General features: G+C 70.1%; 10 protein-coding genes and 1 pseudogene. 3 read left to right on the plus strand and 8 right to left on the minus strand.

From position 1 onward, the window contains the following. Positions 1 to 119: 119 nt before the first annotated feature. On the plus strand, positions 120 to 1,124 hold the full coding sequence (locus G7Z13_RS31450; protein ID WP_166003909.1) for a ferric reductase-like transmembrane domain-containing protein: 1,005 nt from the start codon (positions 120 to 122) through the stop codon (positions 1,122 to 1,124). Positions 1,125 to 1,389: 265 nt separating this feature from the next. Here the strand turns inward: G7Z13_RS31450 and G7Z13_RS31455 are convergent, their stop codons facing one another. Together G7Z13_RS31455 and G7Z13_RS31460 are read right to left on the minus strand one after the other, a co-directional pair. After that, positions 1,390 to 2,691 (minus strand): RICIN domain-containing protein, encoded by a 1,302-nt coding sequence (locus G7Z13_RS31455; RefSeq protein ID WP_166005486.1) that lies wholly within the window; start codon positions 2,689 to 2,691, stop codon positions 1,390 to 1,392. Between the two features lie 100 nt (positions 2,692 to 2,791). Next, the gene (locus G7Z13_RS31460; protein ID WP_166003911.1) at positions 2,792 to 4,222 is read right to left on the minus strand and encodes an endo-1,4-beta-xylanase; all 1,431 of its coding nucleotides are present in this window, start codon (positions 4,220 to 4,222) and stop codon (positions 2,792 to 2,794) included. A 485-nt stretch (positions 4,223 to 4,707) separates the two neighbouring features. Between G7Z13_RS31460 and G7Z13_RS31465 the strand changes: the two genes are divergently transcribed. Further along, positions 4,708 to 6,135 (plus strand): non-reducing end alpha-L-arabinofuranosidase family hydrolase, encoded by a 1,428-nt coding sequence (locus tag G7Z13_RS31465; RefSeq protein WP_166003913.1) that lies wholly within the window; start codon positions 4,708 to 4,710, stop codon positions 6,133 to 6,135. 144 nt (positions 6,136 to 6,279) lie between these two features. Here the strand turns inward: G7Z13_RS31465 and G7Z13_RS31470 are convergent, their stop codons facing one another. From G7Z13_RS31470 to G7Z13_RS31480, 3 genes are all read right to left on the minus strand, one after another. Beyond that, positions 6,280 to 6,663: a hypothetical protein gene (locus tag G7Z13_RS31470; RefSeq protein WP_166003915.1), complete on the minus strand. Its 384-nt coding sequence runs from the start codon at positions 6,661 to 6,663 to the stop codon at positions 6,280 to 6,282. Positions 6,664 to 6,887: 224 nt separating this feature from the next. Then, entirely contained in the window at positions 6,888 to 7,445 is a 558-nt protein-coding gene (locus G7Z13_RS31475) for an XRE family transcriptional regulator (RefSeq protein ID WP_166003917.1), read from the minus strand. 127 nt (positions 7,446 to 7,572) lie between these two features. Continuing rightward, entirely contained in the window at positions 7,573 to 7,746 is a 174-nt protein-coding gene (locus G7Z13_RS31480) for a hypothetical protein (RefSeq protein WP_165994898.1), read from the minus strand. 103 nt (positions 7,747 to 7,849) lie between these two features. Between G7Z13_RS31480 and G7Z13_RS31485 the strand changes: the two are divergent. Next, positions 7,850 to 8,376: pseudogene (locus tag G7Z13_RS31485) on the plus strand (transposase). Between the two features lie 15 nt (positions 8,377 to 8,391). On the opposite strand, the gene G7Z13_RS31490 reads toward G7Z13_RS31485, so the two are convergent. The 3 genes from G7Z13_RS31490 to G7Z13_RS31500 all read right to left on the minus strand — a co-directional run bounded on the left by G7Z13_RS31490 (position 8,392) and on the right by G7Z13_RS31500 (position 14,208). Next, positions 8,392 to 8,898 (minus strand): DUF2690 domain-containing protein, encoded by a 507-nt coding sequence (locus tag G7Z13_RS31490; RefSeq protein ID WP_166003920.1) that lies wholly within the window; start codon positions 8,896 to 8,898, stop codon positions 8,392 to 8,394. A 390-nt stretch (positions 8,899 to 9,288) separates the two neighbouring features. Further along, positions 9,289 to 11,709, minus strand: coding sequence for an NACHT domain-containing protein (locus G7Z13_RS31495; RefSeq protein WP_166003922.1), 2,421 nt, complete (start codon positions 11,707 to 11,709; stop codon positions 9,289 to 9,291). A gap of 267 nt (positions 11,710 to 11,976) precedes the next feature. Beyond that, positions 11,977 to 14,208, minus strand: coding sequence for a helix-turn-helix transcriptional regulator (locus tag G7Z13_RS31500; protein WP_166003924.1), 2,232 nt, complete (start codon positions 14,206 to 14,208; stop codon positions 11,977 to 11,979). Between the last annotated feature and the right edge of the window lie 299 nt (positions 14,209 to 14,507).

A 14,507-nucleotide genomic window follows, 5' to 3' on the forward strand; every position in this document is an offset into this window, starting at 1 on the left:
CGGCCCGGACGACGACTCTGGCCGGGATGCGTCCTCCGTGATCCCGGCCACGCCCTTCACACTGGAGCGTCGACGTCACCCGCGCCTCCCTTCGGAGGACCGCGCCCGGAGGGCCCAGGATGCTGCCAGAGACGACGCCGGAAAACCACGGCACGACGGACCCGCCGCCCGCTCGGGACAAGCGTCCGCCCGAGCGCGTCGTCCTGCGCGCCGACCTTCGCGCCGCGCTCCCCGACGCGGGTGCCGCCGTCCTGGTCACGGCGGCCGTCTTCGCGTTCCTGTACGCACGCATGGAGTCGGGCGACTCGGCGACGGTCGCCGTCATGCCGTTCATGGACGACGCCGGCAGGTACTGGATGTATCTGCTCAGCCAGGCGTTCGGCTGGTCGGGCCTGCTGTGGGCCTGGGGCACGGTCATGCTCGGTCTGCTGCTGTCGGGGCCGCGCCCCGCCCGGCTGCCGGTGTCCCGGCGGGTGCTGGAACGCTGGCACCGCACCACGAGCCTGACCACGATGGCCCTGATGTTCGCGCACGCGCTGATGTTCGCGGCGGAACTCGTGCGCTACGAGGCACAGTTGGCGTGGGCCGCGCGGCTGTGGGCGGGGTTCGCCGACACGTTCATGCCCGGCTGGTACGACTCGGGCACCGGCCGGATCGCCATTCCGCTGGGACAGGGCGCTCTGTATCTGGCCATCCCCCTGGGCCTGTTGTTCTACGTCCGCCACCGCATCGGCGCCGACACCTGGCGCCGGCTGCACCGCTTCGTCATCGTCGTGTACGTGCTGAGCGTGTGGCACACCCTGCTGTACGGCACCAACGTCTGGTACGGCGAGTGGCCGCGCACCGTCCTGTGGCTGCTGCAACTCCCGGTCGCGGCACTGCTCCTGGCCCGGCTGCTGCGGCCTGCCCGGCGGGCCGAGCGACTGGGCGCACCGACGCGGCGCGAGGGCGCGTCGCTGCCGGGCCTTGCGACGGCGGGCTGGTTGATGAGGGCCGCCGGGCGGGTGGCCGCCGGGGCCGTCGTAGTGGGCCTCGTCGTCGTGGTGGCGTCCGGTCATGACGGTGGCCGGGAACGCCCGGCCGAACCACCCGCGACGAGTCCGCACGCGCCCGAGCCCGGGTGACGCACGGCCGGGCCACCGGGAGCGGGGACCGGTCGTGGGGATGAGGGCGGGAGGCCGGGACGAACGGTGACCCCGGGAGCCGTGAGACGCACGTCGTCAATCCTTGTTGCAGTCAATGTGCAAAAAGAAGCCGGGGGTGGTGCAAGGCGTGCGCCGGTGCCGCGCCAGGCCGAGGCGGCCAGGGGCGGGTGTCAGGCCGTCGATCGACGGGGACGCCGAGGAGTGGAGCCAGGTCGTCCCGGCCCCACTCCACGGTGCGGACGTGTCACTGGAACTGTGCGAAGAACCTCCAGATCTCTGCCTTGGTCCAGGTGGCGACGCCGCTTTCGGCGGGGGAGCCGTCGACCGGGCCGGGTATGTGGCCTCCGTCGAACGCCGCCCACTGGACCGGGTATCCGGCGCGGCAGCCCGAGTAGGCCGTGGTGATGTGCGTTCGGCTGCCCGGCGCGGGTTCGCGCGGGCTCTGGGGGGTGCAGCCGTTGTTGCCGACGAACTTGTCGCGCAGAGCCCGGCCTTGCGCGATGCCGAGGACGTTGTCGCCGATGCCGTGGATGCCGAAGTAGGCGATGGGCCGGCTGCCGCCGCTGCACCCGCTGATCTGGGCGCCGGAGATGACCGCGACGGCCCGGAAGACGTCGGCCCGGCTGCACGCGAGTGCGTAGCTCATGCCGCCGCCCCAGCTGAAGCCCGTGGCGAAACGCTGGGCCGGGTCGACACAGAGGCCGCTTTCGATGCGCCGGATCATGTCGTCGACGAAGGTGACGTCCTCACCACCGGAATTGGCCCAGCCGTTGCCGAGGCCCTGGGGGGCGACGAGGATCGCCGAGTTGTTCGACTGTTCCTGCTGGCCGTAGTAGGACCAGGCGCTCCCGCTCGTTCCGCCCGAGGCGACGTCGGCGGCGGTTCCGCCCCGCCAGTGGAAGGCGAAGATCAGCCGGTAGCGGTGGTTGCTGTCGTAGCCGGCGGGGACCCGGAGGATGAAGCTGCGGGTCTTGCCGCCGCTCTGGATCGTGTGCGTACCGCTCGTCAGAGTGGGGGCGCTGCCGCATCCGCCGCCACCACCGGACGACAGCTTGACCATCTGCCACTGCTGGTTGGCGCCGCCCCAGTCGGTGTACTGGACGACGGTGCCGCCGTCGGCGGTGGAGGCACCCTGCACCTCCACCGCCTTGCCGCTGGCGCGGTTGATCAGCCGGACGTGACCCGCCTCGGAGTCGGCCAGGCGGAACTGCTGGTTGGCCCCGTTGTGATCGGCCCACTGCTGGATCGCGGCGCCGTCGGCGGCCGAGGCGCCGGCCACGTCGAGAACCTTGCCCGAATGCCGGGCCCGGAGGCGGTAGAAGCCGTCGCCGGAGTCCACGAACTGCCACTGCTGGTGGGTGCCGTCGTTGCGTGTCCACTGACTGACCCGCGCGCCGTCGGCAGTGGACGCGCCGGAGACGTCCAGCGCCTTGCCGCTGTTGCGGTTGACCAGGACGTACCAGGCACCGGTGTCCACCGTCGCCGCCTCGGCGGGCGCCGGATTCACCGCGGTGAGCATGCCGATCGCGAGGGTCGCCGCCACCAGGGCGGCGAGCCGCGACCACCAACGATGCCTTCCTGGAGGGGCGGCGGAAGCCGCACCGTAGGCCGTCATCGATTCGCCCTTTCGTCTGCGGCGGGTACCGTCAGGTGCGGGTCCAGCGCTGGTTGCCGCCGCCCGAGCAGGAGTAGAGCTGGATCAGGGTGCCGTTGGCGGTGCCGCTTCCGACGGCGTCGAGGCAGAGGCCGGACTGGACGCCGACGATGGTGCCGTCGGAGTTGAGGCGCCATTTCTGGTTGTCGCCGCCCCAGCAGCCGTAGATCTGGACCTTGGAGCCGTTGCCGGTGCCGGCGGCGTCCAGGCACTTGTTGCCGTAGACCCGCAGTTCGCCGGCGTCGGTGTACGTCCACTGCTGGTTGGTGCCGCTGTGGCAGTCCCACAGCTGCAGCTGGGTGCCGTCCGTGGTACTGGCGTTGGGCACGTCCAGGCAGCGGCCCGAACCGACGCCCTTGATCTGTCCCGAACCCGTGGGGGGCGTGGTGGAGCCGCCGTTGAGCGCGTTGAGGACGGCGGTGTAGGCGGGCTTCTTGCTGCCGTCGCCGTTGAAGAGCAGCGGCGTGTCGCTCGCTCGCCAGGAGTCGCTGTCGCGCACGCCCCAGACGGTGATGCCGAGGCAGCGCGCGACGGCCAGGCAGTCGTTGGTCACGGCGGCGTAGGTCGAGGCCGGGGCGCCCTGGATGTCCAGCTCGGTGATGGCCACGTCGACGCCGAGGGCGGCGAAGTTCTGCAGCGTGGTGCGGAAGTTGCTGTTGTACGGGCTGCCGCTGTTGAAGTGCGCCTGGAAGCCGACGCAGTCGATCGGCACGCCGCGCTGCTTGAAGTCCCGGACCATGGCGTACATGGCCTGGGTCTTGGCCCAGGTCCAGTTCTCCACGTTGTAGTCGTTGTAGCAGAGCTTGGCGGCCGGGTCCGCGGCGCGCGCGGTGCGGAAGGCGACCTCGATCCAGTCGTTGCCGGTGCGCTGGAGGTTGGAGTCGCGCCGGGCGCCCGAACTGCCGTCGGCGAAGGCCTCGTTCACGACGTCCCACTGGGCGATCTTGCCCTTGTAGTGGGCCATCACGCCGTTGATGTGGTCGATCATCGCCTGGCGCAGCGCGCTGCCGCTGAGGCTCTGCATCCAGCCGGGCTGCTGGGAGTGCCAGGCCAGGGTGTGTCCGCGCACCTGCTTGCCGTTCTGCACCGCCCAGTTGTAGACGCGGTCGGCGGCGGTGAAGTTGAACTGGCCCCGCTGCGGTTCGGTGGCGTCGATCTTCATCTCGTTCTCCGCCGTGACGGAGTTGAACTCGCGGTTCGCGATCGACGTGTACACCGAGTCGCTCAGCCTGCCCGAGGCGATGGCGGTGCCGAAGTAGCGTCCGCTCTGCGCCGCGGCGGCGCCGAGCGTGGTCTCGGCGGAGTGTGCGGGCGCCGGCGCGACCAGTGCGGCGGCCACTCCGAGGACGCCGACGAGCAGCGCCAGCAGAACGCCGCGCAGCCTCCGGCGGACAACGGGTCTGGGAAGGGCGTACGAGCCCATGGCTGTGCCTCCAAGGTAGAGATCACGGAAGGACTGAAACGCAGGGGAGTGAGTCGTCCGCTCGGAGCCGCTCGGAGCGGGGTGGTGCGGGGTGGTGCGCGTGCGTCCGAAATGTCGAACTGTGGTCGGTGCCCGACAGGGATGATTGAGGTGTTGACGATGCCTCGTCAACACTCCTCGCAGAAAAAGTTTCAGTTCCTTGTCCGAATGTTTCGAAGGTTGCGGAGAAGTCCGGTCGCGTCGGCCAGGGGGCCGTCGGTGGCCGACGTCGAAGGTCAGGGCCGGGATCAAGCACCTCGAACGTTGCGGCCTTCGCGGCGACACGTGCGAGAAGCATTGACGCCGTTCGCCGGGTCCCTATCATTCAGACTGCTCGACACTCCGACACGTGTTCGGTATCTCGAATGCATGGATGTCATGCACGCAACATGCGCATTCGCGCGAGGCCAACCGGACCTCCTACTCCAAGGTTGAGGAAGAGCCCCATGGACAGAAGAACTTTCAGCCGCAGGCACCCGTCCGGGGTGCTCGCCGCCGTGGTCGCGGCCCTGGCCGCGTTGGCGGCGCTGCTCGTCGCCGCCCCGGCGCAGGCGGCTTCCAGCGGTGCCTTACGCGGTGTCGGGTCCGGCCGGTGTCTCGACGTGCAGGGCGCCGCCCAGACCGACGGCACGTCCCTCCAGCTCTACGACTGCTGGGGCGGGACCAACCAGCAGTGGACGCTGACGGACGGCAACCAGCTCACCGTGTACGGCGACAAGTGCCTGGACGTGCCGGGCCACGCCACCACGCCCGGCACCCGCGTGCAGATCTGGACCTGTTCCGGCGGTGCGAACCAGCAGTGGCGGGTCAACTCCGACGGCACGGTCGTCGGCGCGGAGTCCGGGCTGTGCCTGGAGGCTGCGGGCGCCGGTACGGCCAACGGCACAGCGGTGCAGCTCTGGACGTGCAACGGCGGCAGCAACCAGAAGTGGACCGGCCTGTCCGCGAATCCGACCCCGCCGGACGGCACGTGCCCGCTGCCGTCGACGTACCGCTGGTCGTCCACGGGTGTCCTGGCGCAGCCGGCGAACGGGTGGGACTCGGTGAAGGACTTCACCGCCGTCAAGCACAACGGCAAGTACCTGGTCTACGGGTCCAACTTCGCGGGCTCGTCGTACGGCTCGATGATGTTCAGCCCCTTCACGAACTGGTCGGACATGGCGTCGGCCCGCCAGACCGGGATGAACCAGGCCGCGGTGGCGCCCACGCTGTTCTACTTCGCGCCCAAGAACATCTGGGTGCTGGCCTACCAGTGGGGTCAGTGGCCCTTCATCTACCGCACGTCGAGCGACCCCACCAACCCCAACGGCTGGTCCGCTCCGCAGCCGCTGTTCACCGGGAGCATCTCCGGCTCCGACACCGGCCCGATCGACCAGACCCTGATCGCCGACGGGCAGAACATGTACCTGTTCTTCGCCGGTGACAACGGCAAGATCTACCGGGCGAGCATGCCGATCGGGAACTTCCCGGGCAACTTCGGCTCCTCGTACACGACGATCATGAGCGACACGAAGGCCAACCTCTTCGAGGGCGTGCAGGTCTACAAGGTCAAGGGCCAGAACCAGTACCTGATGATCGTCGAGGCGATGGGGGCGAACGGGCGCTACTTCCGCTCCTTCACGGCCTCCAGCCTGAGCGGCACGTGGACCCCGCAGGCCGCCACCGAGAGCAACCCCTTCGCGGGCAAGGCCAACAGCGGCGCCACCTGGACCAATGACATCAGCCACGGCGACCTGGTCCGGGACAACCCCGACCAGACCATGACCGTTGACCCCTGCAACCTGCAGTTCCTCTACCAGGGCAAGTCCCCCACCGCGGGCGGCGACTACAACCGGCTGCCGTGGCGGCCGGGTGTCCTCACCTTGCGGCGCTGACCGTCCCGGTCCGTGACCGTGAGGTGACGCGGTCCGCGGGCACGCGGAACCCCGGCCGTGCCACGGCCGGGGTTCCTCTCACTCCGGTTCCGTCGCCGAGGAACCCGCATCGGACGCGTGACCATCTGAACCCGACCGCCGGGCTCACCGGTCCCCGGGCGAGGCGGCCGCGTCCTGCGGCGGCTGTTCGTGCGCGTCCGCTTCCAGCGGGGGCGCGTCGTGGCGGTCCGTGCGGTGCTCCGCACGGGTGCCCGCGAGCATGACCCGTGGCGTGCCGGCCGCACCGGGCGGGAGAGGGACGGGCCGGCGCGCCATGAGACGGCCCACCCAGCGGCGACCGCAGATCGGGCAGGGCGGGGCACCCTGAGGCTCGTAGGGGGACGACACACTCCGGCCGTCGCGGGTGAAGTACTCCCACTCGTGCCCGTCCTCGTCGCGGTAGTACTGCACGTCGTAGTCGACGCTCCACTTGTACCAGCAGTGACCGCACGTGAACTCAACGCGTTCGACAGCCAGTTCCGTGATCATCGCTTCCTCCCTTCTGTCGCCTACGGCCGCTGCGATGCCGTCGGGTGCGGTGACGTTCCCTGCCCGGCCGGGGCCTCCGGTTCACGGGGTGCCCCTCGGTCCGAGCCACTAATCAGCGGGACTTCCGCATCAGCAGGACCTCCGCATCGGCGGGACATCCGCATCGGCGGGACATCCGCATCAGCGCGGGACGTCCGAGCCGCGTGCGACGGCTCGCCCTCCTGCTACAGCTCGATCTCGATGTGCTCCACGTCGGTGAACTCCACGTCCAGGCCGTGCGCGCGGGTGTTGTCGGCGCGGAAGTACATCCGGGCCAGGCCCTCCGCCGCGATCCGCTGCAGTTGCCGCTCGGTGGCGCCTTGGTCGCGGGCGGTGAAGAGGCGGTCGGCGAAGTCGGGCGGCAGGGCCTGGGTGATGTCGCGGACGCGGGCGTCGTCGGTGGTGCCCGGCGCGGCGGTGAACCCGAACCGGGCACGGGTGGAGACGATCAGGCCGTCGGTGGAGGCGGCCTTCTTCCTGGCCTTGGCCCTCACCTGCGGCTGCCAGCGCTTGCGCACCTCCCGCTCCATACGGTCGCGCAGGTCCCGGCGGGGCCGCTTGAGCTGTCCCTTGACGTACCGCTCCACGGTGCGCTGGGAGATCCCGAGCGCCTGGGCTGCGGCCCTCGTGCCCTTGAGCTGCCTGACCAGGTACTTCATCTGCGCCTGGGCGCTTCGCGGGGGACGGCGGGTGAACGCCGACTCCAGCGCGCGGTCCAGGCTGTCGCCGATCGAGTCCGGCATGGCGGGCTACTCCCCCTCCCCGGCCGTCGGGTCGGCCTTGTGCAGGTTCGCGCCGCCATTGTCATTCCGGACCGCGGTGACCTGCTGCCTGTGCTGCTGTCTCATCGAATGTCCCGCAGTTCTCGTCTCACTTCGATGGCCGCTCTCGTTCGACGCGTGATCCGGGCATCACCCAGACTCCGCGGGCGATCTCGTAGAGCTGCCGGTCGGACAGTCCGTCGCTCCAGCCGATCTGCGAGCGCTGGAGAGGATCGCCGTTCGGGTCGACGTCCTTCTTTCTGCCGAGAGTGATCTGAGTCATCGCGCCTCCCTGCGAGGCCGCCTCGTGGTGGGAGAGGCCGAGGCGACCGGTTCAGGAGACTACGACACCTCGTTGTGACGGCGTATCGTGCTGGTGGGCGAGGATCGAGCCGTTGCTGCCGGATCGGACCGCTCGGCGGGGTGGGCGGTGGTGTGGTCACCGGCAGGTGATCGACGCGATCGCGTTCAAGTACCGCACCGGCACGCCGTGGATGGACCTGCCCGAGCATTTCGGCGTGTGGAAGGGCGCCCACAACCGGCTGCGGAAGTGGGCCGCCGACGGTACCTGGGAGAAGGTCTGCACCGCCCTGCTCGCCCAGGCCGACGCCGAAGGCGACCTCGACTGGATCGTCGCGGTCGACCGCGCGTTCGTCCGGGCTCGTCAGCACGCCGCCTGGGCCCGTCAGAAGGGTCCCCGCCCGGCGAGCCGGATGACCATGTCCTCGGGCGGTCCCGCGGCGGTTGCCCACCGGCTTTCGACCGCGAGGCCTGCAAACAGCGCAACACGGTCGAGCGGTGCATCAACCAACTCAGGCAATGGCGCGGCCTGGCCACTCACCACGACAAGACCGCCACCATCTACCTGGTTGGACTCCACCTCGCCGCCAACTTCATCTGGTCGGTGAGATGACCCGAAGGAATCGACCTAGTACCACTTCTTCGTGCACGCCCAACCGCCGCCAACGCCGTCGTAGTGCTCCACGCAGGGACGGGTGGCGAGGCTGGCGTTCACCATCGTGGTGTAGGCCGCGTAGTTCGGAGACGCGTTGAACACGTACGGGTTGCCGTTCCTGACTTCCAGCTTGCCCCTCCAGTTGGCATTTGCAGCGGACTCGAAGCGCGCCCACACGGCGTTGCACTTCTTCGAGTACCGCATCTGAACGGCTGGCCCGCCGCCAGCCGACCGGGCCACCGCACCTGCGGGGGTGACGGCGTCCTTGGCGCAGCCTGTCGCGTTGGGGTTCTTGCCGTTGCAGGACGCCCCCTTGCAGGCGGGCGCTGCCGCGGCCTGTACGGAAGCCTCGGCGGGAATGGCCACGCCCAGCGCCAGGACTGCGAGAGTGCCTGCCAGGAAGCGCGGAATCCGGTGGGTAGCCAAGGAGACCCCTTTCGTGCGCTGTGGTGAAGCACAGCGTGTTGCGTTCGAGTTCACGCGGTAGGTGATAGCCAGGGCATATGCCGTGTAGACCAAGACAGGATGGTGATCACCGCAAAGAGTGGCTCATGCCCCGGATCGAGGCGCTGGGTTGACTTGGCCAAGAGGTGACAGCCGGGGGTGTCGGGTTGGCGGCGGGCCTGCGCAGCGAACTGGTCGTGGTCTTCATGCCGGAGCCGTACGGCTGGTCGGGGCGGCATCCCGACCAGCCTTGAGCGTGGAATGTCGGCCCGTCGCACACCCGTGAGGCAAGGCAGACTTTTCGCCCCTGGCGGGCGGAGCAGCGGAGCGAAAGACCAGGTCGGCGCTGCGCGGCATCGCGCTGGACCTACCGCTCAGCGGCCGGCCTGACTCTCCCCTCTGTTCGCGTCGGCTGCTGATGCGGGTTTACCCGTCGGCCATCCGGCGCTGCAGTTCCGCGTGGCGGAACTGGTAGACCGCCCCGACCCGGCGCAGAACTCCTCGGTGTTCATGAGCGTCGGCCAGGAAGTGCATGAGCCGCCACGGCAGCCTTCCACGCAGAGCCAGCCAGTAATGTGCGAGGCGGAACGTCCCGCCGGCTGCCTGGGTGAAGGCGATCGCGAGTCCCGAGATGACCCCCATGGCGGCACCGGGAGCAAGGCCGGCGGTGAGCAGCACGGTCGGATCGGTGGCTAGCTGCAGTTCCGTGGTGACGGCCAGGCCTGTCACCAGATCGACGACGGTCCCGATGGCGAGCGCCATGGCAAGGAAGATCAATGCGAAGGTGCGGACGTCTCGACGCAAGACCGCCTTGGGGTCTCCCGCCGCAGTCAGGTCCGTAGGAACTCCAGTGAGTCCGGCGATGAGAGTACCGACGGCTCCAGTGACGAGGCCGACCATGACCCCGGCGGCCAGTCCCGCGACGAGTCCGGCCGCCAGAGCGAGCGCGCACCCCACCGCGAGACCGCCAGCCGCGCCGACAGGCGACCAGTGCAACCTCTGCGCCGGCTCGCTTCGTCCCGCGAGCCAGGCCGTGAGCCCGGCCGCCAGGCCGATGCCCACACCGTTGACAATTCCGGACGGCAGCCCAGAGCCGATACCGGACATGAGGCCAGCCGTGGCGCCGCCGACGGTTCCACCGACCAGGCCGCCTCTCGGGCCGCTGGCGGGCCCGACAGCCAGCCCCACGCCCAGTCCGGCCGCAATGCCTCCCGCCGGACCGACGGCGAACCCGATGCCCAGCAAGCTCGCCAGCCCTGACAAGAAACCGCCCGCGAGACCTCCAGCCAGGCCACCGGCGAGTCCACTCATGGCGCCCTGGCCAGACCCGCTGACGCGTCGGACCGGCAGCGCGACCGCGAATCCCAGGAGAATGCCACTTCCCAGACCGACACCGAAGCCGATGCCGATGTCCGCCCCGAAGCCGGCGACAAGCCCACCGACCAGGCCACTCGTGACCCCCATCAGAAGACCGACGAGGGGCCCCGGGACGGAGTGCCGCAGGTGCCACCACGCGAAGTCGGTGGTTCCCTGCAGCCGCGATTCCAGATGGGCGCTGAGGAAGGCCAGCCAGCGTTGAGCGTCCGCGGCCTGCCAGCGGGGACGCTTCCGCGGATCCGGGTGGGGTCGGTAGGCCGCCGGGACGAAGGCGTCGAAAAGATACTGCTGGATGCTGCTCACCGTGGGGAAGCGCGTCGCGTCGCACAGTTCGGCAGGGTTCGGGAGGGAGCCGGTCTGTTCCCCGGGCCGGGGGTTGTAGAGGGTGCGGGCCATGAAGAGCATCAGCGGCGTACTGAGAGCCTGGGCAAGGGGCGTGTTGCCACTGCTGAGGTGGCTTATCACGGGTGCCCAGCGCGCGGCCGCAGCCGTTCCCGCACCGCCCGAATCACGCTGCAGGTACTCGGCCGTCACCTCGTGGTGTACCGGCTGAAGTGCCACCCCCGCTGCCCCGGACAACTTCGATGGGACGGACGTGGTGGGGGCCAGCGCCTCCCGGTACTCGTGTTCCCTGCTGGACAGGACGATTTTCCCACCCGGTGACAGAGCGGCGTTGATCTGGCTGAGCGCAGCCGGGCGTACGGCTGCTGGGATCTCGTCGAGCCCGTCCAGGACGGGAAGCAGCAGACGGTGCGTGATCAGTGCCTGTCCCCAGTTCATACGTTCCAGGGAGCCGTGGACCGGTGCTCGCAGTGCTGTGTAGTCCTGGAGGAGTTGCTCACACATCCAGCTCTCCAAGTCCTGCTCGGACGGATTCCATGTGGAGAGGGAGAAGAGGACCGGCACAGCACCCCCGAGCGGTCTCCGCTCCAGCAACGACAGAACGAGGCGAACCAGCAGGACGGTCTTACCGGAGCCTGGTGCGCCGAGCACGACCAACCGGCCGGTAGGGACGCTCTCCAAAATGTTGTCGACGGCGCCGTCGGTGCCCGCAAGTGCACGGGGGTCCGATGCCCAGACGCCTGGGTCGCCGCGCAGCCCGCTGGGCCATGCAGTGGCGGCCGCCGTGATGTGCCGCCACTCCTCCACCAACTCCCCGGGCGCCGGCTCCCAGGACACCGGCAACGGGTAGGGATCGTTGAGCCGCCGCACGCGTGTCTCGGCTTCCCACTGACGGCGGACGGCGACAGCCAGCTCGTCGGCGATCTGTTCCAGTCCCCTACTTGAGGCCGCTTCGACGCGGTCGGCCCGGAATGCCGCCCAGGCCAGGTAGGTACCGGCAAGCGTCGGAAGAAGACCCGCGGCTGCCGACGCCACTCCCGACCCGGTCACGAAGGCGATCGCCAGCGCCCCACAGACCCCTGCCAGGAACAGCCCAAGAACGATCACACCCGTACGCGATGTCGGCACCTCGAGGCCTCCCTCACCATGGCCGCGACGGGCCACCGCCAAGTTTGTGATCAGCTACGAGTTTGGAACCCGACGTAGGCGAGTCGGAAGGTGTTGCTCGGGAATCAGCCGGAAGTGAACCTTCCCAGGGCGAGGCCCTCAGACGCCTCATCCCCGGCAAGCCGAACACACAGCTCTGCATCCATCCGTGGCTGGGATCTCAGCGCAGCGTCATAAGTGCTATGTGGAGGTCATCGCTCGCGAGAACATGACGCGGATCGTGAATACCTACATCTTGACGAGGTTGGCGATGTTGAAGACGCCGCCGTGCTCCTCGAACTGCTGCTCCGCCCACAGCACGGTCCGGGTGCCCTGGTGCTTGACCATGCCGGGGGAGACGCCGAGGCGGAAGGTGCCGGGGGCGGGCCTGCCCTCGGGCGTCAGCGGGAGGAAGTCCAGGGGTGAGGGACCGGGGGAGGGGTAGACGAGAGCGTCGGTGCCGATCGCCACCGGGTACACACCCGCCGCGGCCGCGGTCTTCAGCATCTTGCGGTGCATGCTGATCCGGACGGTGGACAGCACGGCGGCGCGGATGTCGGGCCGCCACGTCACGCGCTCCAGGGCCGGCCACGGCTCGTAGTACGGCACCTGGCCGCGGTTGCGCTGCCGCAGCTTGCCGATGCCGCCCTTCGCCGTGGCCTTGATCGCCTTCAGGAGCAGGGCGAGGGCCGGGTCGGCCTCCCTGGTGCGGGCCATCGCGTCCAGGAACTCACTCCCGCTCAGGTCCGTGGTGACGCCGAGGTCCGCCATCGTGGCCACGTACGCGTCGCGCAGCCGCTTGTACCAGGGGTCCAGGTAGCGGCCGGTGCGGGTGCGGACGTACGCCTCGACCGGCGCGACGTCGAAGCCGAGCTCGACGGCGTAGGCGACGGTCGGGGTGGCGTACCAGGCCGGGCCGGTCGGGCGCTCACCGGTCGGTGTGAAGGGGGAGGGGAGCCGGCCGGCGTCCACGGCGCGGCCGTCCACCCGTACGCGGGCGAGGTCGACGTGGGAGAGGTCGACCAGCCACGAGCCGGGCAGCGCCGGGTCGAACCGGGGGTTGCCGGTCAGGTGGGTGGGGCCGTTCAGGCCGACGGTGAGGCCGTTCGCGGCCGCCGCGAACGCCATGTTGACGTCGATGGCGACCAGGTACGGCCGCATGCACTCGTCGTCGGTCAGCGGCCGGCACCACTGGTACGGCTCCTCCAGCAGCATCTCGGCCGGCGTGCGCTGATGGTGCCGCGCGAACTTCCCCTTCAGCAGGGGGTGTTCGTCCGGGACCTCGCACTCCACCACCTCGTGGACCCGGGTGAGCGCGTCGTCGTTGAACGCCTGCCGGAACTCGCCGGTGACGGGATCCCTCTCCGCGCGGGTCGGCGGGCGCAGCGCCGTCATCAGCTCCAGGCCGGTGACGGCCGTGGTGCCGCGCGGTGTCATCACCCGGTCCGCGTACGTGCCCAGGAACCGGGCCAGGTCCGCCGCGTGCAGGCCCGGAAGCCGCGGGTTGTTCCTGTCGTCCCACTCGTCGGCCGGCAGCGCGCCCCAGGCCGGAACGCACAGCTGCACACACCGGCGCCGGGAGCCCTCCGGGTCGCGGTAGACGCGCGCCCACGGCCCGAGGCCGCGCTGCGTGAGCCGCTGCCCGGCCCTGCTGATCTGCTTGACCACCTTGTGGCCGGCCGCGAGCCGTCCGGCGCGCCGTTCCTCCGGGGACAGCTCGGTGGGCAGGCCGTACCGCTCCAGCGCGGCCTCGGTGAGGACGAGGACGGGGTCGGCGTCGCGGCCGTGGCGGTGCAGCCGGGCCTGGCCGAGGCGCGCTTCCTCCAGCGTCCAGTCGACCAGGGCGGGCAGCGTTCCGGCCGGCACGTCCAGGACCAGGCCGCCGGCGCAGTACGCCACCACCTGGCCGTCGTCGTCGACGTCGACCACGGCCAGCGGGCCGTTCTCGAACCGCCCGTCGGCGCCTGCCGTGACGGCCGGCCGCTGCACCGTCTTCCTCGCTGCCGCGTTCTTCGCCGACGTCTTCTTCGCCGACGTCTGCGCGCCCGCGCGCCGGGGGGGCGCCGACGGCCTGGTGCTCGTCGTCGCCGGTTCGGTGCTCCGCGCCGCCGGTGGGGCCGCAGCCGCGGGGGGCGTCGGCGCTTTTGGGGCGGGATCGGAAGCGGGAAGGGGCGCGGGAGCTGGAACGGAAGCGGGCGCGGGGGGATCGTGGGGCTCCTGGGGCGCGGGGAAGCGCGCGGCCAGTCCCTCCAGCAGCCGGGCGTAGGCGGCCCGCTTCGGTGGCCGCGGTTCGCTGCGGCCGGCCTCCCAGTTCCCGACCGACTCGCGCCGGGCCTTCAGGGCCCTCGCGATCTGCTCCTGGCTGAGCCCCGCTGCCTCCCGGAGCCGCTTGCGTTCGGCCGGTGGCGGCAGAGGGTCCTGCGCGACCTGTTCCAGCAGTGCGTCGACCGCGCTGAACAGGGCTTGTTCGTCGTGGGACACCCGGTCACCTCCCCTGCTGACCCTACCGAGACGCACTTGTATCGCGCGTCATTTTCGCATGGCTTGCTCATCTCGTGGCGGGTGAGGGGGCGGGCGGCCCGAGGGAGCGAGGGCCGGGTCCTCGCCTGTCATGGCCGTATGGGACGCGTCAAGGACGAGACGGGCGCCGTAAGAGAGCCGTCAAGGGTGGCCGGATCCCGACGGGGCCGGGCTTTTCTCTACTCGTCCGATGCTCGTCCCGTCTCACCCAGGAGCTCGCGATGGCCGACCTGGCCTTCGTCGTCGCCACGATCGCGGTG

This window comes from Streptomyces sp. JB150 (assembly GCF_011193355.1).
GTDB lineage: Bacteria > Actinomycetota > Actinomycetes > Streptomycetales > Streptomycetaceae > Streptomyces.